Source organism: Mesorhizobium sp. M1217 (assembly GCF_040318275.1).
Taxonomy (GTDB): Bacteria; Pseudomonadota; Alphaproteobacteria; order Rhizobiales; family Rhizobiaceae; genus Mesorhizobium.
Map to the genome: position 1 here is coordinate 55,393 of NZ_JAMYMA010000007.1, position 26,397 is coordinate 81,789.

At 63.3% G+C, this 26,397-nt stretch carries 25 protein-coding genes; 2 read left to right on the top strand and 23 right to left on the bottom strand.

Features of this window, described 5'->3' with window-relative positions; translation table 11 throughout:
* Positions 1-69: 69 nt before the first annotated feature.
* Genes infB through rimP form a run of 4 tightly spaced genes read right to left on the bottom strand, consistent with a single transcriptional unit; the run spans position 70 to position 5,597 of the window.
* Positions 70-2,637, bottom strand: a complete 2,568-nt coding sequence (gene infB / locus NKH37_RS13915) for a translation initiation factor IF-2 (RefSeq protein WP_023719561.1) — start codon at positions 2,635-2,637, stop codon at positions 70-72.
* Positions 2,634-3,284: an RNA-binding protein gene (locus NKH37_RS13920; RefSeq protein WP_023719562.1), complete on the bottom strand. Its 651-nt coding sequence runs from the start codon at positions 3,282-3,284 to the stop codon at positions 2,634-2,636. Before NKH37_RS13920 ends, infB begins: the two co-directional genes overlap by 4 nt.
* A gap of 38 nt (positions 3,285-3,322) precedes the next feature.
* Entirely contained in the window at positions 3,323-4,918 is a 1,596-nt protein-coding gene (gene nusA, locus NKH37_RS13925) for a transcription termination factor NusA (RefSeq protein WP_023719563.1), read from the bottom strand.
* A gap of 46 nt (positions 4,919-4,964) precedes the next feature.
* Entirely contained in the window at positions 4,965-5,597 is a 633-nt protein-coding gene (gene rimP, locus NKH37_RS13930; protein ID WP_353005280.1) for a ribosome maturation factor RimP, read from the bottom strand.
* A 283-nt stretch (positions 5,598-5,880) separates the two neighbouring features.
* Here rimP and NKH37_RS13935 point away from each other — a divergent pair, with 283 nt between their 5' ends.
* Positions 5,881-6,045, top strand: a complete 165-nt coding sequence (locus NKH37_RS13935) for a hypothetical protein (RefSeq protein WP_023719565.1) — start codon at positions 5,881-5,883, stop codon at positions 6,043-6,045.
* A gap of 46 nt (positions 6,046-6,091) precedes the next feature.
* On the opposite strand, the gene trmB is transcribed toward NKH37_RS13935, so the two are convergent.
* The 18 genes from trmB to NKH37_RS14025 form a co-directional block, all read right to left on the bottom strand.
* Entirely contained in the window at positions 6,092-6,793 is a 702-nt protein-coding gene (gene trmB / locus NKH37_RS13940) for a tRNA (guanine(46)-N(7))-methyltransferase TrmB (RefSeq protein ID WP_353005282.1), read from the bottom strand.
* 11 nt (positions 6,794-6,804) lie between these two features.
* Positions 6,805-8,094: a methionine adenosyltransferase gene (metK, locus tag NKH37_RS13945; RefSeq protein ID WP_352908610.1), complete on the bottom strand. Its 1,290-nt coding sequence runs from the start codon at positions 8,092-8,094 to the stop codon at positions 6,805-6,807.
* Positions 8,095-8,394: 300 nt separating this feature from the next.
* Positions 8,395-8,814: a helix-turn-helix domain-containing protein gene (locus NKH37_RS13950; RefSeq protein ID WP_352493770.1), complete on the bottom strand. Its 420-nt coding sequence runs from the start codon at positions 8,812-8,814 to the stop codon at positions 8,395-8,397.
* A 137-nt stretch (positions 8,815-8,951) separates the two neighbouring features.
* On the bottom strand, positions 8,952-10,538 hold the full coding sequence (gene lnt, locus NKH37_RS13955) for an apolipoprotein N-acyltransferase (protein ID WP_353005283.1): 1,587 nt from the start codon (positions 10,536-10,538) through the stop codon (positions 8,952-8,954).
* Positions 10,539-10,631: 93 nt separating this feature from the next.
* A complete protein-coding gene (locus tag NKH37_RS13960) occupies positions 10,632-11,102 on the bottom strand; it encodes a VOC family protein (protein ID WP_352846975.1) in 471 nt (156 codons plus the stop codon).
* 17 nt (positions 11,103-11,119) lie between these two features.
* Positions 11,120-12,193, bottom strand: coding sequence for a hemolysin family protein (locus NKH37_RS13965; RefSeq protein ID WP_352483241.1), 1,074 nt, complete (start codon positions 12,191-12,193; stop codon positions 11,120-11,122).
* A gap of 28 nt (positions 12,194-12,221) precedes the next feature.
* Positions 12,222-12,719: an rRNA maturation RNase YbeY gene (gene ybeY, locus NKH37_RS13970; protein WP_352483242.1), complete on the bottom strand. Its 498-nt coding sequence runs from the start codon at positions 12,717-12,719 to the stop codon at positions 12,222-12,224.
* A 17-nt stretch (positions 12,720-12,736) separates the two neighbouring features.
* Positions 12,737-13,729 carry a PhoH family protein gene (locus NKH37_RS13975; protein WP_502895897.1) on the bottom strand — a complete coding sequence of 331 codons (993 nt, stop codon included), beginning with the start codon at positions 13,727-13,729 and terminating at the stop codon, positions 12,737-12,739.
* A gap of 83 nt (positions 13,730-13,812) precedes the next feature.
* Complete coding sequence (gene miaB / locus NKH37_RS13980) at positions 13,813-15,222, bottom strand: tRNA (N6-isopentenyl adenosine(37)-C2)-methylthiotransferase MiaB (protein ID WP_353005285.1); 1,410 nt, start codon at positions 15,220-15,222, stop codon at positions 13,813-13,815.
* Positions 15,223-15,285: 63 nt separating this feature from the next.
* Positions 15,286-16,086 (bottom strand): lyso-ornithine lipid O-acyltransferase, encoded by an 801-nt coding sequence (olsA, locus tag NKH37_RS13985; RefSeq protein ID WP_023719575.1) that lies wholly within the window; start codon positions 16,084-16,086, stop codon positions 15,286-15,288.
* A 21-nt stretch (positions 16,087-16,107) separates the two neighbouring features.
* Positions 16,108-16,602, bottom strand: a complete 495-nt coding sequence (gene rimI, locus NKH37_RS13990; protein ID WP_023719576.1) for a ribosomal protein S18-alanine N-acetyltransferase — start codon at positions 16,600-16,602, stop codon at positions 16,108-16,110.
* Complete coding sequence (tsaB, locus tag NKH37_RS13995) at positions 16,602-17,279, bottom strand: tRNA (adenosine(37)-N6)-threonylcarbamoyltransferase complex dimerization subunit type 1 TsaB (RefSeq protein ID WP_023719577.1); 678 nt, start codon at positions 17,277-17,279, stop codon at positions 16,602-16,604. Before tsaB ends, rimI begins: the two co-directional genes overlap by 1 nt.
* A gap of 160 nt (positions 17,280-17,439) precedes the next feature.
* The gene (locus NKH37_RS14000; protein WP_353041090.1) at positions 17,440-18,546 is read right to left on the bottom strand and encodes a DUF1513 domain-containing protein; all 1,107 of its coding nucleotides are present in this window, start codon (positions 18,544-18,546) and stop codon (positions 17,440-17,442) included.
* Between the two features lie 2 nt (positions 18,547-18,548).
* Positions 18,549-19,625, bottom strand: coding sequence for an imelysin family protein (locus NKH37_RS14005; RefSeq protein ID WP_353005287.1), 1,077 nt, complete (start codon positions 19,623-19,625; stop codon positions 18,549-18,551).
* Positions 19,625-21,148, bottom strand: a complete 1,524-nt coding sequence (locus NKH37_RS14010; protein ID WP_502895898.1) for a di-heme oxidoreductase family protein — start codon at positions 21,146-21,148, stop codon at positions 19,625-19,627. Before NKH37_RS14010 ends, NKH37_RS14005 begins: the two co-directional genes overlap by 1 nt.
* 96 nt (positions 21,149-21,244) lie before the next feature.
* Positions 21,245-21,730 carry a bacterioferritin gene (gene bfr, locus NKH37_RS14015; protein WP_023719581.1) on the bottom strand — a complete coding sequence of 162 codons (486 nt, stop codon included), beginning with the start codon at positions 21,728-21,730 and terminating at the stop codon, positions 21,245-21,247.
* Complete coding sequence (locus NKH37_RS14020; protein ID WP_254816251.1) at positions 21,696-22,007, bottom strand: (2Fe-2S)-binding protein; 312 nt, start codon at positions 22,005-22,007, stop codon at positions 21,696-21,698. Before NKH37_RS14020 ends, bfr begins: the two co-directional genes overlap by 35 nt.
* A gap of 55 nt (positions 22,008-22,062) precedes the next feature.
* Positions 22,063-23,355: an imelysin family protein gene (locus NKH37_RS14025; protein WP_502895899.1), complete on the bottom strand. Its 1,293-nt coding sequence runs from the start codon at positions 23,353-23,355 to the stop codon at positions 22,063-22,065.
* Positions 23,356-23,778: 423 nt separating this feature from the next.
* Between NKH37_RS14025 and NKH37_RS14030 the strand changes: the two genes are divergently transcribed.
* Entirely contained in the window at positions 23,779-25,032 is a 1,254-nt protein-coding gene (locus NKH37_RS14030) for an NAD(P)/FAD-dependent oxidoreductase (RefSeq protein WP_353005289.1), read from the top strand.
* Position 25,033: 1 nt separating this feature from the next.
* Here the strand turns inward: NKH37_RS14030 and NKH37_RS14035 are convergent, their stop codons facing one another.
* Positions 25,034-26,311 (bottom strand): 4-aminobutyrate--2-oxoglutarate transaminase, encoded by a 1,278-nt coding sequence (locus NKH37_RS14035; protein WP_353005290.1) that lies wholly within the window; start codon positions 26,309-26,311, stop codon positions 25,034-25,036.
* Between the last annotated feature and the right edge of the window lie 86 nt (positions 26,312-26,397).

The window sequence follows — 26,397 nt, forward strand, 5'->3', positions numbered from 1 at the left end:
ATGGTTTGGGCGGCGGCCTTTCGACCACCGCCCGGTCTCAATAGATGCTCGAACTCAAGACGCTCGAACTCAGAGCGTCCTGGTTACCATCTCGACGCGGAAGCACTCGATGACGTCACCGACGCGCATGTCCTCGTAGTTCTGGAAGGCCATGCCGCATTCCTGACCGCCCGGAACTTCCGAAACCTCGTCCTTGAAGCGCTTCAGGGTCTTCAGCGTGCCTTCGTGGATGACGACGTTGTCGCGGATCAGGCGCACGCCCGCACCACGCTCGACCTTGCCTTCGGTGACACGGCAGCCGGCGATCTTGCCGACCTTGGTGATGTCGAAGATCTCGAGGATCTCGGCATTGCCGATGAAGGTCTCGCGACGCTCCGGTGATAGCAGGCCGGAGAGCGCCGCCTTAACGTCATCGACGAGATTGTAGATGATCGAATAGTAGCGGATCTCGATGCCTGCCGCAGCCGCGGCCGCACGCGCCTGCACATTGGCACGAACGTTGAAGCCGATGATCGCAGCCCCCGAGGTCTCCGCCAGCGACACGTCGCTTTCGGTGATGCCGCCGGCGCCCGCATGGACGATGCGGGCGCGCACCTCGTCGGTGCCGAGATTGTCGAGCGCCGCGTTGATCGCCTCGATCGAGCCCTGCACGTCGCCCTTGATGACCAGCGGGAATTCCTTCAATCCGCTGGTCTGCAATTGCGACATCATCTGTTCAAGCGAGCCGCGCTGGCCGGCATGCCTGGCCACCGCCTTCTCGCGCGCCAGACGTTGGCGATATTCGGTGATCTCGCGGGCGCGGGCTTCGTTGTTGACAACGGCGAAGCGGTCGCCGGCCAGCGGCGTACCTTGCAGACCGAGGACTTCCACCGGCATTGCCGGCGGCGCTTCCTTGACCTGATCGCCGCGATCGTTGACCAGCGCGCGCACCCGGCCCCACTCGTTGCCGGCGACGAGAATGTCGCCCGGCATCAGCGTGCCGGTCTGCACCAGCACGGTTGCGACTGGGCCGCGGCCCTTGTCGAGCTGGGCTTCGATGACAACGCCTTCGGCGGTGCGGTCCGGATTGGCCTTCAGGTCGAGGATTTCGGCCTGCAGCAGGATCGCTTCGAGCAACTTGTCGAGATTGATGCCCTTGGTCGCCGACACCTCGACATCCAGCACCTCGCCGCCCATGGATTCGACGAACACCTCATGGCGCAGCAGTTCCGAGCGCACCTTCTGCGGGTCGGCGTCGTGCTTGTCGATCTTGTTGATCGCCACGATGATCGGAACGCCGGCCGCCTTGGCGTGGTTGATCGATTCGATCGTCTGCGGCATCACGCTGTCGTCGGCCGCCACCACCAGGATGGCGATGTCGGTCGCCTGGGCACCGCGGGCACGCATCGCCGTGAAGGCGGCGTGGCCGGGCGTGTCGATGAAGGTAATCTTGTTACCGTTCTTCTCGACCTGATAGGCGCCGATATGCTGCGTAATGCCACCGGCTTCGCCGGACACCACGTTGGCATTTCGGATGGCATCGAGCAACGAGGTCTTGCCGTGATCGACATGGCCCATGATGGTTACCACCGGCGGACGCGGCTGCAGGTCCTCGGGACGATCGGCGATGTTGAACAAGCCCTCTTCGATGTCGGACTCGGCGACGCGGCGGACCGTGTGGCCAAATTCGGTCGCGACGAGTTCGGCCGTGTCGGCGTCGATGACGTCGCCAGGCTTCAGGATCTGGCCCTGCTTCATGAAGAACTTGACCACGTCGACAGCGCGCTCGGACATGCGCTGCGCCAGCTCCTGGATGGTGATGGTTTCGGGCAGGATCACTTCACGCATGACTTTCTCGCGTGGCTCATTATGCAACGCGCGCTTGAATTTCTCCTGACGGCGGCGCATCGACGACAGCGAGCGGGCGCGCGCATCCTCGTCGGAAAGCGCCGAATTCAGCGTCAGCTTGCCGCGGCGGCGGTCTTCCTCGCCCTTGGTCGGTTTGGCCGGACGCGCCACTTCGGGCGTGACCAGACGGCGCACTGGTGCGCCGGCACCGGTCCGCTTCGGCTTGACCTCTTCCTCGTCATCGACTGTCGCCAGTTCGGCGGCCAGCGGCGCACGGCGGCGTGCCTCTTCCTCGGCACGGCGGCGGGATTCAGCCTCGGCTTGCAGCCGTGCCTCTTCCTCGGCCTGACGGCGAGCCGATTCCTCGCGCTCGCGGCGGCGGCGCTCCTCGTCCTCGCTGCGGCGCTTGGCCTCCTCGATGGCGCGTTGGCGATCCTCGACGTCACGGACCTTCGAGCCCTCGAGAGCCCGGCGGCGTGCTTCCATTTCCTGGCGCGATAACTCGTTCAGCACCATGCCGCCGCGTTCGACCGGCGGCGGAGGCGGCGGCGCCTTGGGGGCTTCCTGCACGGCAGGCGCTGCCGCGACCGGCTTCGGCGTGAAGACGGATACAGGCGCTGCCGCCGGCTCCGGCTTGTCGCCGGGCAGCGAGAACTTGCGCTTCTTGGTCTCGACGACCACCGACTTGGTGCGGCCGTGCGAGAAGTTCTGGCGCACCGTGCCCTGTTCCATACCGGGGCGCTTCAGCGTCAAGGTCTTCTTCGGCGTAACACTCAGCGTCTTGTCGTCGCCCGATTTCGTATCGCTCATTCCATATCCTCTGCGGCATCATCTTCGTCAGCAACGGCCGCAAGCATTGCCAGATCGTCCGGGGAACCGCCCCGATATCGGTCGAGCGCAACCATGCGCTTCTGGACCGCCCTGCCCGCGTCTCCCGCGAGAACGGCAGCATGTATCACATTTGTACCCCCCAATGCCAAGCTCAACTCGGCCTCGGAGAAAAGTTTGTAAGCGCGGATCGCAGGCCCGCCGAGGTGGACGGTTGCCCGTCGCGCCTGGCTTATCTTGCGGACGCCATCGTCGGAAGCCTCGGTCGCGTGGAGCACGAAAAGTGCAAGTCCGCCGCGCACGGCGCTCTCGACCTTGGTCGCTCCGAGCGCTATGGCGCCCGCCTTGCGGGCCAGGCCAAGCATGCCCAGAGCGGACCTGGAAAGCAGCGCGTCGACCATGCCGCCAAGATCGGCTGGCACGGTCACCTGCGCCTTAAAAGCACGGGCAAACAGGTTTTTCGCCGCTGCCTTGTCTATATGTAGGCGGTCGGCGGTCACCCAGCAACCGCGGCCGGGCAGGTTTCTCTTGATGTCCGGAACGACGGCCGAATCCGGGCCGACGACGAAACGGATCAGCTCATCCGGTTCGGCTTGCCTGCGGGTGACGATGCAGGTGCGATCGTTCATCTCGTCCAAGGGCGGGTTCGGTGCGATGCGGTTTCACCTCACGCACCGACGGTTTCGTCAGCCGGCACGCCCTCGGCGGCAAGCTCGTCTTCGGTGATCCAGCCAGCCTTCAGGCGAGCGGCCAAGACCATTTGCTCGGCATCGGCGCGCGACACGCCGTGGTTGGCGAGCACACCCGGGAATACCTTCGTCTCGCCGTCCTTGCGTTCCTTCCAGCCGGTCAGGTCGTCGGCGGCGTAGCCGGCGAAATCCTCGATCGTCTTCACGCCGTCCTCGCCGAGCGTCACCATCATGGCGGTGGTGATACCGGGAATCTCGCGCAGCTCGTCCTTAACGCCGAGCGCCTTGCGCTTCTCGTCATGCTCGGCTTCGATCTTCTCCAGATATTCGCGGGCGCGGGTCTGGATCTCCGAAGCCGTGTCCTCGTCGAAGCCGTCGATCGACGCGATTTCGCCGGAATCGACATACGCGACCTCCTCGACGCTGGTGAAGCCTTCGGAAGCGAGCACCTGGCCGACCATCTCGTCGACGTCGAGGGCTTCCATGAACAGCGACGACCGTTCAACGAATTCCTTCTGGCGCCGTTCGCTCTCTTCCTGCTCGGTCAGGATGTCGATATCCCAGCCGGTGAGCTGCGAGGCAAGACGGACGTTCTGGCCGCGGCGACCGATGGCCAGCGACAGCTGGTCGTCGGGGACGACGACCTCGATGCGCTCGGCATCCTCGTCGAGCACGACCTTGGCGACTTCCGCCGGCTGCAATGCATTGACGATGAAGGACGCGGCCGAGGGCGACCACGGAATGATGTCGATCTTCTCGCCCTGCAATTCGCCGACGACCGCCTGGACGCGGCTGCCGCGCATACCGACGCAGGCACCGACCGGATCGATGGAGCTGTCACGGGAGATGACAGCGATCTTGGCGCGCGAACCCGGATCGCGGGCGACCGACTTGATCTCGATGATACCGTCGTAGATTTCCGGCACTTCCATGGTGAACAGTTTCGCCATGAACTGCGGATGGGTGCGCGACAGGAATATCTGCGGGCCGCGTTGTTCGCGGCGCACGTCATAGACGTAGGCGCGGACGCGATCGCCATATTTATAGTTTTCGCGCGGGATCAGCTCGTCCCGGCGGATAATCGCCTCGCCGCGGCCGAGATCGACGATGACGTTGCCGTATTCGACACGCTTGACGGTGCCGTTGACGATCTCGCCGATACGGTCCTTGTACTCGTCATATTGCCGGTCGCGCTCGGCCTCGCGCACCTTCTGCACGATGACCTGCTTGGCCGACTGGGCGGCGATGCGACCGAAATCCATCGGCGGCAGCTGTTCGGCGATGAAATCGCCGAGCTGGGCGTCCGGATTGCGCTCGCGCGCCGAGGAAATGGCAATCTGCGTCGCGTAGTCGTCGACCTTCTCGACCACTTCCATCAGCCGCTGCAGCTTCATCTCGCCGGTATTCGGATTGATATCGGCCCGGATATTGGTTTCCTGGCCGTAGCGCGAGCGCGCGGCCTTCTGGATCGCATCGGCCATAGCGGCGATGACGATCGACTTGTCGATCGACTTTTCACGCGCGACCGCATCGGCGATCTGCAGCAGTTCAAGCCTGTTGGCGCTTACAACCATCTTCTTTCTCCCGAGCTTGTTGCCGACCTTACGGCCGGCAGCCCAATCACATTTCCTGTTCGGTTTCGTCTTCCGCACCCTCTGGTGCGTCTTCGGGTTCGCCGCGGCGTTTTCTGGCTTCCTTGCGCGCCCGGTTATCCTTCGACAGCGCATCGCGGATAAGATCATCGGTCAGAACCAGCCGCGCTTCGGCAACCGCATCGTAGGGAACACGCACCGTCGGCTCCTCGCCGTAAGCGGCCTTGTCGCGCTCGATCAGCACACCGTCCGCGTCGCTTTCGGCGATCTTGCCCTTGAAGCGCTTGCGGTCGGCGACGAGAACCGACGTTTCCATCTTCACCAGATGGCCGGTCCAGGCTGCAAAGTCCGATTTGCGGACCAGCGGCCTGTCGATGCCCGGCGACGACACTTCGAGATGATAAGCCTTCTCGATCGGATCATCGACATCGAGCGCCGGCGATACTGCCCGGCTGACCTCTTCACAATCCTCGACAGTCATCGTGCCGTCCTCGCGCTCGGCCATGATCTGCAGCGTCAGCCCGTTCTGGCCCGACAGATGCACACGTACCAAGCGGAAACCGATGGCGCGCAGTACCGGCTGAACGATCAGCGCGATGCGCGCATCGATGCCGCTTTCGCGGATGATGCGGTCGTCGCCTTCGCTTGCCGTCACTGTCATTCGGTCCCTGTCGTTCGATTCCTGCTTGGCCGGCAGGTAATAAAAAAGAGCGGGACCGGGTGGACCCACTCTTCGTCCTACTGACCAAGAATTTGAAGCTGATATAGACGATCGTGGCCGTCGTTTCAAGCCCGTCGTGCATGACGGCAAGGCTCCGAGTCCGCAGCGCTGCGCCAAATGCATGGCGCCCATGCAGTAATCCTCCTTTGAGCACCGGCAACGCACGACTATCTATGTTGCATTGCACAATTGGAGCGCTCACTACGCTCGGAAGGATCCGATCATGAACAATCGTGGATTTTTTTCAGCCATAGGCGACTTTTTTAGCGTGTTTGGCAGCGCCGTAGCAGCGTCGCGTGCTGTGGAAAACGGTCGCAAGCCGCGTGCGAATGATCTGCGCAATCTGGGCATGGAGCCGGCAGCCTTCGATAAAATCCGCCGCTTCTAAGCCAAGTGAACAGGAGAGCCTTCGGCCGCTCAGCTCGGACTTCCTGCTATTTCCGCACAAAGGTGAAATAGGCGGGCCGTCGGCCCTCGCGAATGGCCTTGGCCTCATAGCGCGTCCCCGGCCAGCCATCATAGGGCCGACGCCAGTCGGCTGCTTCGTTTGCCTGCCACGTGAAGGCGCCATGCGCCCGGCAATGCAGCAGCGTCCAGTTCACATAGCTGTCGATGTCTGACGCAAAGTGGAACTTTCCGCCGTGCTTCAAGACGCGCGCGAAGCGGTCGAGATTGACCGGGCTGACGAAGCGCCGCTTCCAGTGCTTCTTCTTCGGCCACGGATCCGGGTAGAGAAGGTCGATGCCGTCAAGCGAAGCCTGCGGCAGCCAGTCAAGCAGGCGTGTGGCGTCGTCGTCATAGACGCGCAGATTAGCAAGCGGCCGCTCCCGGACCGCCATCATCATCTTGGCCATGCCGTTGACGAAAGGCTCGACGCCGATAAAGCCGGTCGCCTGGCTGGCCGTGGCACGGTGCAGAAGATGTTCGCCGCCGCCAAAACCGATTTCGAGCTGGACAGCGGAAACTTCGGCTTCGAAAAGGCTGCGCAGATCGGCTGGCGGTTCAACCGTCAGATCGAGCCTGTAGGCGGCGAAGCCGCTCTCCAGCGCCGCCGCCTGCTGCGGTCGGATGGTCTTGCCGCGCCGGCGACCGAAAAACGCCTCGGTCGCACGGCTTGGCCGGTCCTTCGGGTCCATAGGCGCCGTTGTTAGGCGGCGACTGCTTCGGCGACCGGTTCGGCGAGAGCGTCCTTGAGCGCCTTGGCGAGATCGGTCTTCTCCCAGGAGAAGGATCCGTCGCGGCCGGCCTTGCGGCCAAAATGGCCGTAGGACGACGTCTTGGCATAGATCGGCTTGTTGAGATCGAGGTGGCGGCGGATGCCGGACGGCGATAGGTCCATCACAGTGCGCAGTGCACGCTCGAGCTTTGCCTCGTCGACCTTGCCGGTGCCGTGGAGGTCGACGTAGATCGACAGCGGCTGGGCGACACCGATCGCATAGGAAAGCTGGATAGTGCAGCGATCGGCAAGCTTCGCGGCAACCACGTTCTTGGCGAGATAGCGCGCCGCATAGGCGGCCGAGCGGTCGACCTTGGTGGTGTCCTTGCCGGAGAAGGCGCCGCCGCCATGGGGCGCAGCCCCACCATAGGTGTCGACGATGATCTTGCGGCCGGTCAAGCCGGCGTCGCCGTCAGGTCCGCCGATGACGAACTTGCCAGTCGGGTTGATGTACCAATTGCAATTGTCGGCGATCTTCAGGTCGCCTAGTGCTTCGCGGATATAGGGCTCGACGACGTTGCGCACCTTCTTCGAATCCCACGTCTCATCGAGATGTTGGGTCGACAGCACGATCTGCGTCACTTCCGCCGCTTTGCCGTCGACATAGCGGACTGTCACCTGGCTCTTGGCATCCGGCCCGAGCCTGCCGGCATCACCGCTGCCCTCATGGCGCGCAGCGGCCAGCAATTCGAGGATCTTGTGGCTGTAATAGATCGGCGCCGGCATCAGGTCCGGCGTTTCGCGGCAGGCATAGCCAAACATGATGCCCTGATCGCCGGCTCCTTCCTCGCCTTGCCGGTCGGAAGCGTTGTCGACGCCTTGGCCGATATCCGGCGATTGGCCGTGCAGCAGGACCTCGATCTTGGCCGTCTTCCAGTGGAAGCCGGCCTGCTCGTAGCCGATTTCGCGGATTGCCTTGCGTGCGACCGACTTGAACTTGGCCGGGTTGACAATCGGATGGCCGGCCGCATCCTTCAGGATGTTGCCCTCCTTGTCCTTCTTGAGCAGCGTCTCGGGGACGCGCACTTCACCGGCGATGACAACGCGATTGGTCGTCGCGAGCGTCTCGCAGGCGACGCGGACTTTCCACGGGTCCATGCCGGTCTTTCTGGCCTCGCGGTAGACGAGATCGACAATCTCGTCGGAGATACGATCGCAGACCTTGTCGGGATGGCCCTCGGCAACGGATTCCGAGGTGAAGAAATAATTGTGCCGCGTCACGGGTGTCCCCTCTTGAAAAAATATCGGCAGGCCGCCGATTTTGGCGCGCCAGTTGTTAACGGTGCCGGGCGCCGCTCGTCAAGTCGTGCAGCCGTTCTAGCATGAATTTTGACGTTATTATCTTTGCGTCCAGAAGACGGCGGCAGGGCGCACTACCCTCATCTCTTGCACTCACAGGCTGAAGAGAACGGTTTCGTGGAAGCATGTCGAGCAAAATCGATCCGCGCGTCGGCGCATCTGCGGAATGCACATCCCACGGTGCACTCAGCCACGAGAAATTGCATGCCCGGCTACGGCCAGTCAATCGACCTCGTCGGCGGAGAGCGACTTCACAAGCTCGATGATCTTGCGACGCACTTTCACGTCGGCGATCTTGACGAAGGCGCGGTTCAGCTGGAGGCCTTCCGGGCTGCCGCAGAATTCGACGGCGGAGGTCATCGACGCATCCTCGGCAAATCCACGGTTGCCCACGGCCTCCTGACCGGGCGCATCCTCGAAAAAGAAGGCGACGGGAACGCCGAGTATCGAGGCGATTGCCTGCAAACGACTGGCGCCGACGCGATTGGTGCCTTTTTCGTACTTTTGGATCTGCTGGAACGTTATGCCGAGGTTTTCGCCCAGTTTTTCCTGACTCATTCCCAGCATATTGCGGCGAAGCCGGATGCGGCTTCCGACGTGGATGTCGATCGGATTCGGCTTTTTCTTGTTTTCTTCTGTCATTTTTTCCTCGCCGAATTTTTCCGGCTTTTTCTATTTTGCTGCCCAAACGACGCCGCGGCCCGTGCCCCAACAGAACGACCTTATCGACTTCGAGAATTTTCAGGCGCTTACAGTATGAGTTTCTAATGTGTCGGCTGTCAATTCGCCCGTAGCCTTTGCCTTACGTTCAAAATGCATGCCGCAACGGCAAGCAAAAACATGATCAGCATTCCGTTAATGCGTCGTTGGCCGGAGGAAACGATGGCTTGGTTGGAGATCGGCACACGCACATCGATGGCGCCGCGTGCGTCGATAGCCAGCGCGTCGACGATGCGTCCTCGCGGGTCGACAACGGCCGAAATGCCGTTATTGGCCGCGCGCAACAGGGGCACCCCATTCTCCACCGCCCGGATCTGCGCCTGCCTGAAGTGCTGGTACGGCCCTGGCGTGTCGCCGAACCAGGCGTCATTGGTGACGTTCACAATAAGCTCGGCTGACGTAGCGTCAACCGCGACCAGATCGGGAAAGATGACCTCATAGCAAATAAACGGCAGCGCCCGGATGCCGCCCGGCAGCGTGATCGGGTGCCGCTCATTGCCGGCCGCGAAGGTCATTGGGCCGGCGACAAGCTGCTCAAGCCCGAAGCGGCCGAGCAGATCGGCGAAAGGCAGGTATTCACCAAACGGTACCAGATGAACCTTGTCGACGGCATCGACGATTTCGCCCCTTTCGTCGATCGCCACGACCGAGTTGTAGTAACGGCTTCCGGTCGCCGAGCCGCCTTCCTCGCGAACGACGCCGGCGACCAGCATCTGGCCATCGCCGAGCATCTCTCCGATGGCAGGCAAGGCATCCGGACGTTCGGTGAACAGAAACGGCACGGAGGTCTCCGGCCACAGGATCAATTGCGGCCTGTCATGGCCGGGTTCCGGCGCTTTGGCCGAAAGCCCCATCATGGTGGCGAAGATGCGGTCACGCACCGAGGCATCCCATTTTTCCGTGAGGTCCACGGCAGGCTGCACGATACGGACGTCGAGGCTGCGGGCGGCCGGCTTTTCGGGGGCGGCGAGCCTGATATAGCCGAAGCCGGCATGGGCAACGACCAGAACGACAAGCAATGCCACGCCGAGGCGAAGATGCCGGCGCGCCGCAAGCAGGGCCGGCAGTGCAAAGACGAAGACTGCAAGCGCATTCATGCCGATCATGCCGGTCACCGACACGCTCTGCATCAGCAAAGGCACCGGCATCGCCGCATAGCCGACGGCATTCCAGGGAAAGCCGGTGAACAGGAAGCCGCGCAACCATTCCGCCAGCGCAAAGCCGAAGGCGAGCGCGGCGATGCGGCCGATGTCATTGCTCCACAACAGCCGGGCAACCACGGCGGCGAAGCCATAGAAGAAGGCCAGCGCGAGGGGGATGCCAACCACCGCGAACGGCAAGGCCCAGGCGAAGCTGTCGGCCTCGACCAGAAGCGCCGAGCCAACCCACCACAGACCGGCAAGAAAGTAGCCGAAACCGAACCACCAGCCGATGGCGAAAGCCGGCCGCAAGCGCCGCAGAAAACCGTCCGAGGCTTCGCCGGTCGCGCCGTCGAGAAGCCACACCAGCAGGGGGAACGAAATGAAACAGACGGCGAAGAAATCGTAAGGCGCCTGAGCAAGAACCGCCAGCGCGCCGGCAAGAAACGCCACCAGCGCGCGCCGCCAGCCCCAAAGCAGAATTATCCGGCCGGCCTGGCGCTCCATCTATGCTTCCGAGTCGTGCGAATCAGGAAGCAAGATTTATCAGGCCGCGGCCTTGGCTCCAAACCGGATAAGAGCGAACAAGTCCGCTCATAGCTATCGATGCCAGCCTTCGATCTTCAGTCCGCCCAGCCGCTCAGCCTCTTCGCGTGGGACGGAGCGGACAGTCTGGGAAAAGGTCCAGACATGGCCTTCAGGATCGCGCGCCCTGTACTGCCGTTCACCGTAAAACTGGTCGGCAGGCTCCTCGACGATCTCGGCTCCCGCCGCCCTTGCACGATCACAGTGGGCATCTATCCCGTCCTTGAGGCGCGCATAGACCGACTGCGTGTTCTTGCCTGCAACTGAAGCCGGGCTGGCTATATGGTCGGCCCATTCGGAATCGATGATGATATAGCCGTCGCCGAACCGCATCTCGGAATGGACGAGCCTGCCATCGGTATCGCTGACCACCATGCTCGGCTCGAAGCCGAAAGCCTTTTCAAGCCATGTCAATGCGGCCCGCGGATCCTGGTAGAAGACGCCGGAGCCCAGTGTCGAGTGCTTGAACGGGTCCTCAATCGGCATCGGGCGAGCCGCGTCCTTCAAGCCTGCTCGGTGCGGGCGGCGCGGCGGCGGCGCTCGCCCTTCAGGGTTTCGACTATGCGCACGCGCTTGACGCGGCGTGGGTCGGCGTCGAGCACATGGAACTCGAAGCCGGGTATGGCCTGCACCACTTCGCCGCGCGCCGGCACCCGGCCAAGCGTGTTGAAGATCATGCCGCCGATCGTGTCGACATATTCGCCGTGCTCGCCGGCGGCGAAATCCTCGCCGATCATCTTGGCGACATCGTCGATCTCGGCCTTGCCGTCGACGATGAAGACGCCTTCGCCGGCCTGGGTGATCATCGGCTCGTCGTCGTCGTGCTCGTCCTCGATGTCGCCGACCACCATCTCGACGATATCCTCGAGCGAGACGAGACCGTCGGTGCCGCCATATTCGTCGATGACCAGCGCCATCTGGGTCCGTGTCGTCTGCATCCGCCCCATCAGGTCGGAGGCGAGCATCGACGGCGGCACGAACAGCACCGGTCGGATCAGGTTGAGATCGCCGATGGTGCGCGCCAGATCGACCTGGGCGAGATCGAGAACCGTTGCGACCGCGGTTTTCCTGGTCGTCCTGCCCTTTCGGACGCGGGCGACCTTGGTGATGTGCGCCAGCACGTCGCGGATATGGACCATGCCGCGCGGGTCGTCGAGCGTCTCCGAATAGACCGGCATGCGGGAATGGCCGGACTGTTCGAAGAGCCCCAGAAGATCACCCAGCTTCGTGGTGATCTCGACCGCCTCGATGTCGGCGCGCGGCACCATGACGTCCTCGACGCGCACTTCGCGCAGACGCAGGATATTGTTGAGCATGGCGCGTTCGCCGGGCGAGAAGGATTCCGCATCGCTCGCCGTTTCGGCAAGCGCACCGGCAATCTCCTCGCGCAGGCTGGTGCCGTTGCGGTGCCTGAAAAGCCCGAGCACGCGATCGAACAGGGAAGGACCGGCAGGCGATGCCTCGCTGGCGAAGCTGCCGGTCGTGGTACTCGGACTCGAGCCCTCTTCCGTCGTTTCGGAAGGCTTGATCGCACTGCCGGCATCGGGGCGGGCGGCAGTCTCTGGTTTGTCGTTCATCATCGTCCGGTCAATTGATCTTTTGTAATTACGTGTAGGGATCGGGAATGGCAAGCCTCGCAAGTGCTGCGCGCTCTGTCGCTTCCATCAGTTCCGCTTCGGCGTCGGTTTCGTGATCGTAGCCCAGCAAATGCAGCAGGCCATGGATAACGAGATGGGAGATATGGTCCTCGACCGGCTTGTCTTCCAGTGCCGCCTCGCGCGCGACCGTCTCGGCGGCCAGCACGATGTCGCCGAGCATCGGCGGCAGCGGCCCGCCCCGGGCAAACGGAAAAGCCGGAAAAGACAGGACGTTGGTCGGCTTGTCCTTGCCGCGCCAGCCGGCATTGAGCGTGCGGATATGGGCATCGTCGGAAAAGAGGATGCTGAGCTCGGAACGCCCGTCCGCACCGGTTTCGGCAAAGGCGGCCGAGACGGCATGGTCGACCAGCCGCGTCAGCGTCGTCTCGGCGGGCCAATCTCCGGCCTCGATCGCGATATCGATCTCGACGGGAAGCGGCCCCCCCGCCTTTTGCTCCTCAGCCATGCGGCCGCATAATCATATCAGCCTTCGACACCCAAGCCCCTGGCCAGCTTGCCGTCGCGGTCGTAGGCCTTGACGATCTCGGCGACCAGCGGATGCCTGACGACGTCGCCTTCGTTGAAGCGGACCGTCACCATGCCGGTGACGCCGTCGAGGATTCTCAGCGCCTCGACCAGGCCGGACTTGGTGTTTGGCGGCAGATCGATCTGGGTCGGATCGCCGGTGACGATCATGCGCGAGTTCTCGCCGAGCCGGGTCAGGAACATCTTCATCTGCATGGGCGTGGTGTTCTGCGCCTCGTCGAGGATGACGGCAGCGTGCGCCAGCGTACGGCCGCGCATGAACGCCAGCGGCGCGATCTCGATGACCTCGGCGGCAATCGCCCGCTCGACCTTGTCGGCCGGCATCATGTCGTAGAGCGCGTCATAGAGCGGCCGCAGATAAGGATCGACCTTCTCCTTCATGTCACCCGGCAGAAAGCCAAGCCGTTCGCCGGCCTCGACCGCGGGGCGCGACAGCACGATGCGTTCGACCATGCCGCGTTCGAGCAGCATTGCCGCGTGCGCCACCGCCAGATAGGTCTTTCCGGTGCCGGCCGGGCCGATGCCGAAGACGAGTTCCGACCGCTCCAGCGCGCGCATGTAGGCGTCCTGGTTCAGCGAGCGGGCATAGATCGTTTTCTTGCGCGTCGATATCTGGGCGGCGGACACCTTGCCCTTGCGCTCCAGTGTCGGCAGCGTCAGTTGGTCGTCGGCGGCGATCGCCATGCGTACGGCGCCGTCGACATCGGACTGGCCGATATCGGTGCCTTTCTGCAGAATTCCGTAAAGATTGTCCAAGGCGCGGCGTGCCTGCTCGGCGGCCGAGGAAGTGCCTTTGATTGTCAATTGATTGCCGCGCGAGCGGATATCGACGCCGAGCTTCTGCTCGAGTCGGGCCAGATTCTCGTCGAATTGGCCGTAAAGGGCGCTGGCAAGCTTGTTGTTGTCGAAAGTCAGTACGATGTGCGCCATATCCGAGGCCCCCGAGGGTAGGTTCTGGGGCAGGTTCTTCACTTCAGCAGCGCTCAACCGTCTCTCCTCATCTGCCGAGACCTTCAGGCCAATTCGGCGAACAGGCTGTTGTAGCCCGTCTTCGTGATTCGTACCTGGATAATGTCACCGATTTCGCCGGCCATTTCATCAACAATAACCGGCTGCAGCCAGGGCGAGCGGCCAACCTTCTGACCGGCCTGGCGGCCCGGCTTTTCGATCAGCGTGTCGATGGTCCTGCCGATCAGGCTTGCGCCGAAATCCTGCTGCTGTTTCAGCAGTAGCGCCTGCAGCCGCTGCAGGCGCTCGTCCTTGACGGCCTCCGGCACGTGATCACTCATCTCGGCGCCCGGCGTGCCGGGGCGCGGCGAATATTTGAACGAAAAGGCCGAGGCATAGTTGACGTCTTCGACCAACTGCATGGTCGCCTCGAAATCGGCTTCCGTCTCGCCGGGAAAGCCGACGATAAAATCCCCCGACAGCGCAATGTCGTTCCGTGCGGCACGGATGCGGTCGATCAACGTCAGATAGTCCTTGGCCATATGTCTGCGGTTCATCGCCTTGAGTATGCGGTCGGAGCCGGATTGCACCGGTAAATGTAGATAGGGCATCAGCGTAGGCAAATCACGATGGGCGGCGATCAATTCATCGTCCATGTCGCGCGGATGACTTGTTGTGTAGCGCAGGCGCGCCAGGCCCGGAATCTCGGCCAGCCTGAAGAGCAGCCGGCCAAGGCCCCATTCCGCGCCGTTTTCACCTCTTCCATGCCAGGCATTGACGTTCTGGCCAAGCAGCGTCACCTCGCGCACGCCGGCATCCGCCAGGCGCTCGGCCTCGGCGACGATCTGTGCCACCGGCCGCGAGACTTCCGAGCCGCGCGTATAGGGCACGACACAGAAGGTGCAAAACTTGTCGCAGCCTTCCTGAACGGTCAAGAACGCCGTCACGCCGCGCCTGATCAGTTCAGCGCGCTTCGGCTGCGGCAGATGCTCGAACTTGTCCTCGACGGCATAGTCGGTCTCGACGATCTTTTCGCCGCTCCGCGCCCTCGCCAGCACACCGGGCAGCCGGTGGTAGGTCTGCGGGCCGATGACCAGGTCGACGGCCGGCGAGCGGCGGATGATCTCGGCACCCTCGGCCTGCGCCACGCAGCCGGCGACGCCGACCAGCATTTCGCGCCCGGCCTTAGCACGTTCCGCCTTCAACTCACGGATGCGCCCAAGTTCCGAATAGACTTTTTCCGCCGCTTTCTCGCGGATGTGGCAGGTGTTGAGCAGCACCAGATCGGCCTCGCCGATAACGTCTGTCGCGGCATAGCCGTCGGCCGCCAGCGCATCGGTCATGCGCTGCGAATCGTAGACGTTCATCTGGCAGCCATAGGTCTTGACGAAGACCTTTCTGGTCGCGGCAGGCAGAACGACTAGGTTTTCGGCGGCAGCGCCGATGTCGTCGCGTTCTATCGTGTTCAATTCCATTTCGCGGCTTCTAGCGCCTTTCCCTGACAAAAAACAGACGAATCTGGCCGGAACCTGCGCGGCTTACCGGCTTGGGCGCGGTTCGGCGAGAGCCGCCTGTACCATCTCGCGCACCTGGCGTTCCATCTGCTTTGCCGTTTCCTTGCGGCTGGAGCCCTTGGAGAAAGCAATCGCCTCGCCAAAATGCACCTCGACGTCGAGGGCGCCCTCGGCCATCAGCACCTTCAGATGCGGCATCAGCTCTTCATCGCCGATCCAGGCGGCAACCGGCCGATGCCGGCGGCCGAGCGGCACGCCATGCAGGCGCGTATAGACGATCGCCACCGGCTGGATGAAGACCTGTTCGGCCGCCCCTTCCGCAATCGCCATTGTAGCGGCGCCGAACAGCGTACTCTTGAACGGCAGGATCATGTTGCCGTCGCCGGTCGAGCCTTCGGCAAACAGCACCATGGCGTCGCCCTTGGCCATGCGGCCGGCGATCTCGCTCGCCTGGTCGCCCGACGAACGTTTGCGCTCACGTTCGATGAAGACAGTGCGCTGCAGCTTCGACAGCATGCCGATCAACGGCCAGCCGGCCATGTCGGCCCTGGCGATGAACGTCACGTCGACCATCGACCCCAGTACCATGATGTCGGTCCAGGAGATGTGGTTGGCGGCAATCAGCAATGGGCGCTGGCCGGACAGCGCCCCCTTGACATGGATGCGCAGCCCCAGCGCCCTGACGATCATCCTGTGCCAGATCTTCAGGATGAAGGTCTCGCGCCAGAGCCCGGTCCTCATCGACAGGACCTGCAGCGGCACAAGCACCAATGAGCCGACGACAACCAGCCCCAGCGCCAGGAAAATCCTGATTTTTCCGATCATCCGCACCATCCCGGCGTTTGGCTAGCGAAGATCGCGGCGCATGACAAGCGCGCCGGTCGGGCCGTGTTCCGGCGATTTGTAATAGTTGGCGCGCTTGCCGACCTCGCGGAAGCCAAGCCGCCGATAGAGCGCGATCGCAGCGACGTTGGTCTCGTCGACCTCGAGGAAAAGTGCCTCGGCGCGCTGTGCGTGCAATTCGCGCAGCACCGCATCCATCAATTGCCAGCCGAGCCCCCGGCGCCGATGCGAGCGTGCCACCGCGACCGTCAGGACCTCCCCCTCGCCGGCCGCCAGCCGCGCCAGCACGAAGCCGACCGGCGGCTTGGCGCCCTGTCCGGTCTCGCGCGCGGCATAGCCGAACACGGTGTCCTGCTCGAGCAGTGCGGCGAATTCGTCGTCGGTCCACGGCCGCGCGAAATCCTCGCGATGCAGCACCGACATGGCCGCGCTGTCGGCAATTGTCAGCGGCTCGAGCGCATAGTCCCTGCGGCGCGGCTGGAGGAACGGAATGCGCATCAGTTTTTTTGCCTCGATAAAACAAAGCCGGCCTGCGGCTTGGCGTCGGCGCCGCGCAGATAGAGCGGTTTCGGCTTTTCGCCCTCGCCCTTGGCTGCGGCCCGATGGGCATAGACGGCGATGTCGGCGGTGGCCGCCGTCCCGCCGAGATCGAAGCTGCGCCCGGCCGCCGCGGCAATTTGGGTTGCCGCCGTGCCCGCCAGAACCGGAGAGATGTCGGTCGCCATGGCTGCGGCTTGCGAGAGCGTGGTCACAGCCGGACCATAGATCAGAACCGACCTCTCATCGTAAAGCGCCGCATGGATCTCCTCGCGGCCTGCATCGAGCGCGGCGAGCACGGCGCGGCGGGGAAATATCGCTGCGGCCTCTGCGGCCAACGCCTCCAGAGTCGTCACGCCGATCGCGGGGATTTTCAGCGCCAGCGCAAGGCCGCGCGCCGCCGAGACGCCGACGCGCAGACCGGTGAAGGAGCCCGGACCGGTCGCAACGGCAATGGCGCCGAGGCCGGTAAAGTCCGTTCCGGCCGCCTTCAACGCCCCTTCGATGACACCCATCAGATGCTCGGCATGACCCTTGCCGAGATCGAGCACCGAACGGCCGAGTTCTTTCCCGGCCGCCGCGTCGTAGACGCAGGCGGCGCAGAGATTGGCGGCACAGTCGATGGCAAGCAACTTCATGAAGCGCCCGGTTGAGACAGTTTCGAAAGCAGCCTCCCTCTGCCCGCCAGGGCTGATCCCCGCAAGGGGAATATCCACAAATCTTCAGGCGACTTGCTTGGAGTGTGGGTCCAAGAAGGTAAGTTTCGACGAACGCAACTGCCACAAACCGTTGCCAGGATTAGCCGATCTGCTCGATACGCAGCACGTGATTGTCCCAGACATAGTCCGGCTCGGAACGGATCGTGCCACCGCCCTCGACAATTTCGCCGGCGCCCGTCGTCGCCATGAAGCTTTTCCCATCGGGCGCCACGCCACAGACCTCGACCAGCGCCTTGGTAGCGACGATGCGGCTGCTGGCGGTGTCGATCACGGCAAGCGAATTCCCCTCAGGCGACGACACGGCGATGGTGCCGGCGGCAGGGTTGGCGGCGACCGAGCCGATATAGTTCCTGAAGCCGGAGAGCACGTCTTGCGACATGTCGAACAATTGCAAGTCCTTGCCGCGCGGCGCGCGGCCGACCAGCGGGGGACGATCGGTACCCGGCCCCCTGTATTGGCAGCCGAACCAGACGGTGCCGGACCGGTCGGCATCCATATGGCGGATCGACAGTTGGTGCAGCGCCGGCGGCAATTCGTGCTTTTCGGTGAGATCGCCGGTAAGGCGGTCGACCAGAACATAGGAAGGCTTCATCGTTGCGATATTGAGCTCGGCGCGGCCATAATCCGGATGCGTCTCGATGCCGCCATTAGCCACAGCAATCGTCCTGCCATTGGAAAGCAGCAAAAGCTCGTGTGCTCCCATGCCGTAGGTCGGGAACTCGCCGATGCGCTTGAATTTCGCATGCGCGTCATAGACGCCGACCACGCCGGCGGCATTGTCGAAATCGTTCTCGGTGGCATAGAGCAGCGTGCCGTCGGCCGAGAACACGCCATGGCCGAAGAAATGTCGGCCGGCAACGCTGGCAATGGTCTGCGGTTCATCGCGGCCGGTATGGTCGAAGACGACAGCAAAGGTGCCCGGCTGCCTGGCAAACACCACCGAACGCTTCGACACCGGGTCGAAAGTAACGTCGTGGCCCCGATCGGGCAGATCTATCGTGTGCAACAACTTGCCGGCCTCGGACAGGACGGCCGCGCCATAGCTGCCGTCGCGCTTGACGAAAGCGGTGGCGAAGACCGCGTCGGCGTCGAGTGTCTTTGCCCAGGCCGACGGCGCCATCGCCGCTACGAAACCAGCGCCTGCGGCCCTCAGGAAATCGCGCCGATCGATCAGCGGCGTCCTCATGATCAGTCGCCGTCCAGTGACGAGAACCCGGCGGTCAGGCCAAATTCGGCGGTCAGCCTGGTTCCGATCAGGGTCGTCAGGCTGGATGTCACCAGCGAGAAATAGTCGAGCTTGCGGCGCAGCGCCGGATCGGCAAGTGCCTTGTCGATCGGACCCCTGATCGCCTTGGCCGCCTCAATCCCGTTGGTGAGCTGGATGTGGACCGATTCCGTCATCCAGCGCGCATCGGGCGCCAGCGCGTCGCCAAGCTGCGAGGCCTGGAACAGCGCGTCCATGCCCGCCAGATTCCCTGTCAGCGAGCGGGCGGTGTTTTGCGAGCGCCAATAGATCGCCTGTTTCGGTTTGTCGGCCTCCGGCTTGGCGCCCAGGAATCCTTTCAGGCGCACATCGCGCACCATTTCCAGCTCGTTGATGAAAACGCCGACCAGTTCGGTCACCGCTTCGGTGCCGTTGTGGTAGAGCGCGTTCTGCGGGCCCGGATTGGCCCAGAGCGCGGCAAAGCCGTCGGGCTTATTCCAGGCATCGCTGACCTCGCTGGCGATCGTCTCGACATTACCGGCGATGGCCGCACCGTAAGCGCAGCGATAGCCATCGTCCTTGCCGGTCAATTGATCGGCGCCGTCGCCATGGAGCACGAATTCCAGTGCGCCGAGCCCTTGCATGGCGACGCTCTTTGTCGCCAGCTGGGCCGGATCGGCAGCGACCGGATCCTTGCCGGCAAGTGCTGCCTGCACCTGCTTCAGGCCGATGCTCTTGCGGTCCGGCCAAAACAGCATGCGCTCCAGCCGGTTGTTTTCCGCGATCGGCCCGAAACGGATGATCTCCACTACCGACCAGGCATCCACGACGCCCGAGAATTCGGCGCGAGCCGCATCGAGATTGTCTTGCGAGGGCGCCTGGCAAAGCGCGTGCATGATCTTCGCCAAGCTGTCCGCATGGTCATGCAGCCTGGCATAGGCCGGGCGGACGAAGCCGTCGGTCGCCCGCTGGATCACATCCGAAGCCTTCACCGCCGCGGATGCCGGCAGCGCACCAGCGAGGACCAGCAGAGCGAGCGCAAGCGCAAGACGCTTCGGCATCAGAGCGACTCCAGAAATTTGATCAGCGCATCGCGATCGGCCGCATCAGCGGCGGCAAAGCGGTCACGCGCCTTCTGGCCCTCGCCGCCATGCCACAGGATTGCCTCGGCCAGGCTGCGCGCGCGCCCGTCATGCAGGAAGAAGGTGTTGCCGCTGACGGTCTGGGTGAGCCCGATGCCCCACAGCGGCGGCGTGCGCCATTCGCTTCCCGTGGCCTCGCCCACCGCCTGCCCGTCGGCAAGGCCTGGTCCCATGTCGTGCAGCAGGAAATCGGAATACGGCCAGATCAGCTGGAAGGCCTGCGCCTTATTCGGGGTGCCGCGACGGGTGACGAATTTCGGCGTATGGCAGGAGATGCAGCCCATATCGTAGAACAGTTTTTTGCCGGCGAGCACGTCCGGTCTGTCGAGACCGCGCCGGGCCGGCACGGCAAGGTTTTGCGAATAGAAGGTAACGAGGTCCATGATCGGCGGCGGCGCTTCGACCGGACCGAGGCGCTCCTGCACGCCGTTAGGCAGGGCAAGGCAGGTCTTTTCTCCGGAGGTGCAATCGCCCCAGTGCTTCGGCACCTCGGGCGTCGAAATGCCGATATCACCGGCAAAAGCATCCGCCGATTGCTGGCGGATCGATGCCGCCTGCGCCTTCCAGCCGAAACGGCCGAGCGTCAGTTCACCGCTGCTGCCGTCACGTATTATGTTGGGCCTGCCGGAAATCCCGTCACCATCGCGGTCGGCCGCATCGGCACGCGCAAGGATGTCGGCAGGAGCGATCTGCTCGACCAGGCCGAGGCCGATCATCGGCGGCGTCATGCGCGGCGACAGCGTGGTGTGCGGGTCGAGCGGCCCGTAGGCGAGGCCCTCGACCGAATAGCTCGGCTTGCGCAGCGACACCGTGCTGCCATCCGCCAATTTCACCTTCTCGTCCTGATAGTCGACATGCATCCTGCCCTCGCCCTGCAGGCCGGGTACCGCCAATTCCTGCAATTGCGTGCCATAGACCGGGTCGGGGAAGTTGAGCACCTTGTGATCGGCGAGCGCGGCTTCCTCCTCCTCGGTACTGGCTTGCCTTGCCAGGCGCAGGAACATCGAGGTGGTGCCACTGTCGCCTTCGGGCGGATGGCCGCGGCCGTCCTTCAGATGACAGTTCTGGCAGGCGCGCTCATTGAACAGCGGACCGAGCCCATCCGAGGCCTGTGTCGAGGATGGCGAGGACACCCAGTTCTTGCGGAAGATAGCGTTGCCGAGCTTGAAGGTGCCCTCTTCCTCGAAGCTGATGTTGGCAGAGGATTGCGAGAAGGCGTCCTTGTTGACGTCCTTCTTCGAGGTGCCGGCGCCGCCCTGCATTAGCTCGAATTGCTCGGGCTTGGAGAAATCGCTGGTCGGCCTGGTAATGGCGATGACGCGCGCCAGATCCTTCGGCGTCAGATCGGTGCGGCTGGCAGCAAGCCCCGCCGGTTGCGGCGCTCCGGCCAGCGCCGAGGCTGTGAGCGTCGCCACCACGGCAAGAAAAGCGCCGCGAACCATTCCGTATCGCGGTTTCTTCTGAGGCGGCAGGCCGCAATGCTCGGCCGGCCGCAAGCGGCGCATGAAATCTAGGGGGCGCCGCATTCCTGCATGTCCTTATTCCGCCTCGTCGGCCGATGCCGCGTTGAGCTGGCCGTATTTTTCCTCGCCGATCGAGGCCAGCAGATCGAGTTGCGTCTCGAGGAAGTCGATGTGACCTTCCTCGTCAGTCAGCAATTCCTCGAACAGCTTCATCGTCACGTAGTCGCCTGCCTCGTTGCAGATCTCGCGCGACCGCTTGTAGGCAGTGCGCGCGTCATATTCGCCGGCAAGATCGGATTCGAGCACTTCCTTGACATTCTGCCCGATGCGCAGCGGCGCCACGGACTGCAGGTTCGGATGGCCCTCGAGGAAAATGATGCGCGCCACGAGCCGGTCGGCATGGTGCATTTCCTCGATCGATTCGGCGCGTTCCTTCTTCGCCAGCTTGGCGTATCCCCAGTCTTCCAGCAGCCGGAAATGCACCCAGTACTGATTGACCGCTCCAAGTTCCAGAAACAGAGCCTCGTTAAGCCGCTCTATGATCTGCTGTTCGCCTTTCATGGGTTCTGCTCCCGTATTGGACGCGCAGGCCTCTGACGCGATCCAGGTGTGAAACAATGTCCACGCCGCTCGCCGCCGAGCGGGTGTGGTAATTTTCGGTGACCCGAATGATCGTTTCGACCACATTTGGGAAGCAGCCGCAACAGCGACCGCGCTTGTGCATGGCATGATAGACCTTCGCCGGCACGATAAGCTGCCAAGGGTCCTCATCCAGCAGTCCGACGATCGTCTGCTCTATCTCCTTTTCGGTGATGATGTTGCAATGGCAGATCAGCATTTGGCGCTCTGGCTGACGGCGCTCATTGCGCCGCGTGGCTGGTGGTTTCGATAGTTTACTGGAACACCTTGTCCGGTGAATCGAGGCTGTCCGATCCCTCGAAGGCTATGGCATTGAGCTTCAGGGTACCGACGGCGCGTTCGATCGACTTGGTCTGATCGACCAGCGCCTCGATCGCCGCCTGCACGGTGGCATTGCCTTCCGTGTTGCCCTCTCCGATCTGCTGGTCATAGGCCTCGCCGGCAAGCGCCCGCGCCTTGATGGCCTCCATCTTGGCGACGGTGACATCCAGTTTGTCCGACAATTCCTTGTCGATCGCCGGATCGGCCGCCTTGACCATGTCGGCCACAGACGGGCCCTCGACGACAGTGCCGTCAAGCCGCGTGTAGCTGCCGCGATAGGCGGCGCGGATGCCGACGGCGTCATTGAGATGGGAGTTGTAAGTGTTGTCGGAGAAACAATCGTGCTCCTCTTCCGGATCGTGCAGCAAGAGGCCGAGCTTCATCCGCTCGCCGGCGAGCTCGCCATAGGACAGCGAGCCCATGCCGGTGAAGATGGTCGAAATGGCGGCGTTCGGCTCGCCATCGACAAGGTTCTTGCGGGCGGCGCCGCCTTCCTTCCAGTCGTAGACCATGTCCTTGAGATCGGAAACCAGAAGGTCGCTCGCCGATTTCAGGTACTGCGCGCGACGGTCGCAATTGCCGCCGGTGCAATTGGCAAGATCGTAATCGGTGTAGCGCCGCTCGCCGGCGCCCGGACCAGTGCCGTGCAGGTCCTGGCCCCATAGCAGGAATTCGATGGCGTGATAGCCGGTCGCCACATTGGCCTCGATGCCGCCGGCTTCCTGCAGGGTGCCGGAGAGGAACTCCGGCGTCAGATTGGTAGCGTCGACCTTCTTGCCGTTGATCTCGATCGACTTGTTGGCGATCACATTGGCGGTATAGAGCGCGTTGGCGTCCGACTCGGTGCCGTAGCCCTTGGCGACATAGTCGATCAAGCCCTCGTCGAGCGGCCAGGAGTTCACCTTGCCTTCCCAGTCGTCGACGATCGCATTGCCGAAGCGATAGATCTCGGTCTGCTGATAGGGAACGCGCGATGCCTTCCACGCCTCGCGGGCGGCGTTCAGCGTTTCGGCCGATGGCTTGGCGAGCAGTGCATCGACAGCCTTGTCGAGCGCCTCGGCCGTGATCAGCGAATCCTCGTATTTGGCAAGCGCAATGTCGGAATAGGTCTTGATGACCGCCTTGGCATCGGTTTGCGCCTTGGCCGGCAGTACGAACACCGCCGCCGTGAGCATCGCGGTGGCGCCGATCGCCGCAAGCCTGCCGCCATACCGCGCCGTGATCATCGTTCTCATGACTGTCTCTCCTCGGGAATCAATGAAATGCCGGCGCCGCGGCTGGCAGTTGCCAGCGGGCAAAGAAGGGTCGCGCCATCGCGCGGTTCGCGGAAGAAAGACACCGAAATGCCTCCAATCGAAAGGGTTCAAGGCCCAGACATCAAAGGGATGCGCTGACGCGCGAGCTTCCATAAAACGGCGAAGACGCGGGATGTCAACTGGTGGCGTAGAAAAAATTCAATTGAAACAATAGTTTATAATTATTCTAAACTAGAACTGTCAACTTTAACACCGATCTATCAGGAATGCCGCCGCATGAAGCGATTGACAGGCGGCCGTTCCGGGTGCGACCCGGATCGGCACTCTTGCGGCGGCACCGGACAATCGCCACCTGGCGGGACGTCCTAGATTTGGATGAGGAATCGGGCTGTTATGAAGAACGGGGTTGTCATTGTCGGTGCGGGTCATGCGGGCGTGCAAGCGGCTGCCAGCCTGCGCGAAGAGGGCTATGACCGGCCGGTGATCCTGATCGGCGACGAAAACGAATTGCCCTACCACAAGCCGCCGCTGTCGAAGACCTTCATCAAGGATCAGCAAGCAAAGCCGCAGCCGTTGCGCGGCGAGGCTTTTTATACCGGCAGCGCCATAGACTACCGGCCAGGCCTCCGGATCGAGCGCATCGATGTAGGCGGCCGCCGGCTGGAGATATCGGGCGGCGGCGTGCTGCCGTTCGAGCGGCTGGTCCTCGCCACCGGCGCGCGGCCGCGCCTGCTGCCGCTGCCGGGTTCGGAGCTTTCCGGCGTTGTGTCGCTGCGCTCGCTCGGCGATGCCCGCCTGATCCGCGAATTGAGCGCGCAAAGCGAGGAGGCCGTCATTCTCGGCGGCGGCTTCATCGGCCTGGAGATTGCCGCGACGCTCACCGCCGCCGGCCGCAAGGTTGCGGTGGTCGAGGCGGTCGACCGGCTGCTCGGCCGCGCCGTGGCGCCGGTCATCGCCAGCCATGTGCGCCAGCGGCTGGAAGCGACCGGGGTGCGCATCCTTACCGGCACCACCATCGAACGGCTGGAGGGCGAGAACGGCCGTGTTTCGGCTGCAATCACCTCGTCCGGCGAGAGATTGCCGGCACAGATGGTCGTCATCGGCATTGGCGTCGTGCCGAATGTCGAATTGGCCGAAGCCGCCGGTATTGCCATCGCCGACGGCATCCGCGTCGACCAGCAGATGCGCACGTCGGTGCCGGAAATCCTCGCCATCGGCGACGCCGCCTCCTACCGGCACTGGTTCACCGGCGGCGATGTGCGGCTGGAATCGGTGCAGAACGCCACAGACCAGGCGCGGCTCGCCGCGCGCACCATCATCGGCCATGCCGACAATTACGCGGCGGTGCCGTGGTTCTGGTCCGATATCGGCGACATGAAGCTGCAGATGGTCGGCCTGATTGCGGGCGGCGACAGCCATGTCGTGCTGGGCGACGTGGCCGAAAACAAATTCTCGATCTACCACTACGCCGCAAGCCGGCTGCTCGGCATCGAATCGGTCAACCGGCCCGGCGACCATATGCTTGGCCGCAAGATGCTCGGCGCCGGCTTTTCGCCGTCGCCGCAGATTGTCGCGAGCGGGCCCGACGGGCTGAAGGCGGCGCTCGCCGCCTTCCAGCAGGCAGAGCCTGCAAGAGCGGCCGGATAGCTCAGGCGGCGCGAACTTCGCGGATCGAGCTTTCCAGGATGTCGAGCGCCTCGTTCATGACGCCATCCTGGATGGTGATCGGCGCGAGGAAGCGGATGACGTTGCCGTAGACGCCGCAGGTCAGCAGGATCAGGCCCTTGTCGAGCGCCTTCAGCCGCACCGCATTGGCGATTTCCGGCGACGGCAGCCCCTTCGTCACATCGTTGAACTCGACCGCGTTCATGAAGCCGGGGCCTCTGATATCGACGATCTCAGGCGCTTCGTCGCGGATCGATTGCAGGCGCTGCTTCAGACGGTTGCCCAGCGTGTTGGCGCGGTCGCAGAGCTTCTCCTCATCGATGACGTCGAGCACGGCATGCGCCGCGGCGACGCCGATCGGGCTGCCGCCATAGGTGCCGCCAAGCCCGCCGGGGCTCGGCGCATCCATGATCTCGGAACGCCCGGTGACCGCCGCCAGCGGGAAGCCGCCGGCCAGGCTCTTGGCCATGGTGGTGATGTCGGCCGCCACCTCGTGGTGGTCCATGGCAAACATCTTGCCGGTGCGGGCAAAGCCGGTCTGCACTTCGTCGGCGATCAGCAGCATGCCGTGCTGGTCGCAGATCTTGCGCAATGCGGTCATGAAGTCGCGCGGCGTCTCGTAGAAGCCACCCTCGCCCTGCACCGGCTCGACGATAATCGCGGCGACTCGGGCCGGATCAACATCGGCCTTGAACAGCCGGTCGAGCGCGGCCAGCGAATCGGCGACCGAGACGCCGTGCAGCGCCATCGGGAACGGCGCATGGAAGACATCCGCCGGCATGGCGCCGAAGCCGACCTTGTAAGGCACGACCTTGCCGGTCAGCGCCATGCCCATGAAGGTGCGGCCGTGAAAGCCGCCGGAAAAGGCGATGACTGCCGGCCGGCCGGTGGCATTGCGGGCAATCTTGATGGCATTCTCGACCGCCTCGGCGCCGGTGGTGACGAAAATCGTCTTCTTGTCGAACTTGCCGGGGAGCATGCCGTTCAGCCGTTCGGCCAGCCTGATATAGCTCTCATAGGGCACGACCTGGTAGCAGGTGTGGGTGAAACGGTCGAGCTGCGCCTTGACCGCTTCGATCACCCTGGGGTGACGGTGGCCGGTGTTGACGACAGCGATGCCGGACGAGAAATCGATATAGCGGCGGCCTTCGACGTCCCAGATCTCCGAATTTTCGGCGCGATCGGCATAGATCTGCGTGGTCATGCCAACGCCGCGCGAAATCGACTGGTTCTTGCGTTCGGAAATGGCTGAATTTGTCATCGTACCCCTCGCCGGGCCGGCGCCCGCTCTCGTTTGATGGCTGTTGAGACTCTTCTGGGCTTATTTCAGTTTTTCCTCAAGTTGGC

Excerpts from the sequence above, each read along its gene's own strand:
- NKH37_RS14010 (WP_502895898.1), bottom strand. The coding sequence starts at position 21,148 with ATGGTTCGCGGCGCTTTTCTTGCCGTGGTGGCGACGCTCACAGCCTCG.
- olsA (WP_023719575.1), bottom strand. The coding sequence starts at position 16,086 with ATGATCGGAAAAATCAGGATTTTCCTGGCGCTGGGGCTGGTTGTCGTC.
- nusA (WP_023719563.1), bottom strand. The coding sequence starts at position 4,918 with ATGGTTGTAAGCGCCAACAGGCTTGAACTGCTGCAGATCGCCGATGCG.
- NKH37_RS14035 (WP_353005290.1), bottom strand. The coding sequence starts at position 26,311 with ATGACAAATTCAGCCATTTCCGAACGCAAGAACCAGTCGATTTCGCGC.
- ybeY (WP_352483242.1), bottom strand. The coding sequence starts at position 12,719 with ATGGCTGAGGAGCAAAAGGCGGGGGGGCCGCTTCCCGTCGAGATCGAT.
- infB (WP_023719561.1), bottom strand. The coding sequence starts at position 2,637 with ATGAGCGATACGAAATCGGGCGACGACAAGACGCTGAGTGTTACGCCG.
- NKH37_RS14005 (WP_353005287.1), bottom strand. The coding sequence starts at position 19,625 with ATGCCGAAGCGTCTTGCGCTTGCGCTCGCTCTGCTGGTCCTCGCTGGT.
- NKH37_RS13965 (WP_352483241.1), bottom strand. The coding sequence starts at position 12,193 with ATGAACGACAAACCAGAGACTGCCGCCCGCCCCGATGCCGGCAGTGCG.
- NKH37_RS13975 (WP_502895897.1), bottom strand. The coding sequence starts at position 13,729 with ATGGCGCACATCGTACTGACTTTCGACAACAACAAGCTTGCCAGCGCC.
- NKH37_RS14000 (WP_353041090.1), bottom strand. The coding sequence starts at position 18,546 with ATGAGGACGCCGCTGATCGATCGGCGCGATTTCCTGAGGGCCGCAGGC.
- miaB (WP_353005285.1), bottom strand. The coding sequence starts at position 15,222 with ATGGAATTGAACACGATAGAACGCGACGACATCGGCGCTGCCGCCGAA.
- lnt (WP_353005283.1), bottom strand. The coding sequence starts at position 10,538 with ATGGAGCGCCAGGCCGGCCGGATAATTCTGCTTTGGGGCTGGCGGCGC.
- NKH37_RS13960 (WP_352846975.1), bottom strand. The coding sequence starts at position 11,102 with ATGCCGATTGAGGACCCGTTCAAGCACTCGACACTGGGCTCCGGCGTC.
- rimP (WP_353005280.1), bottom strand. The coding sequence starts at position 5,597 with ATGACAGTGACGGCAAGCGAAGGCGACGACCGCATCATCCGCGAAAGC.
- bfr (WP_023719581.1), bottom strand. The coding sequence starts at position 21,730 with ATGAAAGGCGAACAGCAGATCATAGAGCGGCTTAACGAGGCTCTGTTT.
- trmB (WP_353005282.1), bottom strand. The coding sequence starts at position 6,793 with ATGGACCCGAAGGACCGGCCAAGCCGTGCGACCGAGGCGTTTTTCGGT.
- NKH37_RS13920 (WP_023719562.1), bottom strand. The coding sequence starts at position 3,284 with ATGAACGATCGCACCTGCATCGTCACCCGCAGGCAAGCCGAACCGGAT.
- tsaB (WP_023719577.1), bottom strand. The coding sequence starts at position 17,279 with ATGAAGTTGCTTGCCATCGACTGTGCCGCCAATCTCTGCGCCGCCTGC.
- NKH37_RS14025 (WP_502895899.1), bottom strand. The coding sequence starts at position 23,355 with ATGATCACGGCGCGGTATGGCGGCAGGCTTGCGGCGATCGGCGCCACC.
- NKH37_RS14020 (WP_254816251.1), bottom strand. The coding sequence starts at position 22,007 with ATGCTGATCTGCCATTGCAACATCATCACCGAAAAGGAGATAGAGCAG.
- NKH37_RS13935 (WP_023719565.1), top strand. The coding sequence starts at position 5,881 with ATGAACAATCGTGGATTTTTTTCAGCCATAGGCGACTTTTTTAGCGTG.
- NKH37_RS14030 (WP_353005289.1), top strand. The coding sequence starts at position 23,779 with ATGAAGAACGGGGTTGTCATTGTCGGTGCGGGTCATGCGGGCGTGCAA.
- NKH37_RS13950 (WP_352493770.1), bottom strand. The coding sequence starts at position 8,814 with ATGACAGAAGAAAACAAGAAAAAGCCGAATCCGATCGACATCCACGTC.
- rimI (WP_023719576.1), bottom strand. The coding sequence starts at position 16,602 with ATGCGCATTCCGTTCCTCCAGCCGCGCCGCAGGGACTATGCGCTCGAG.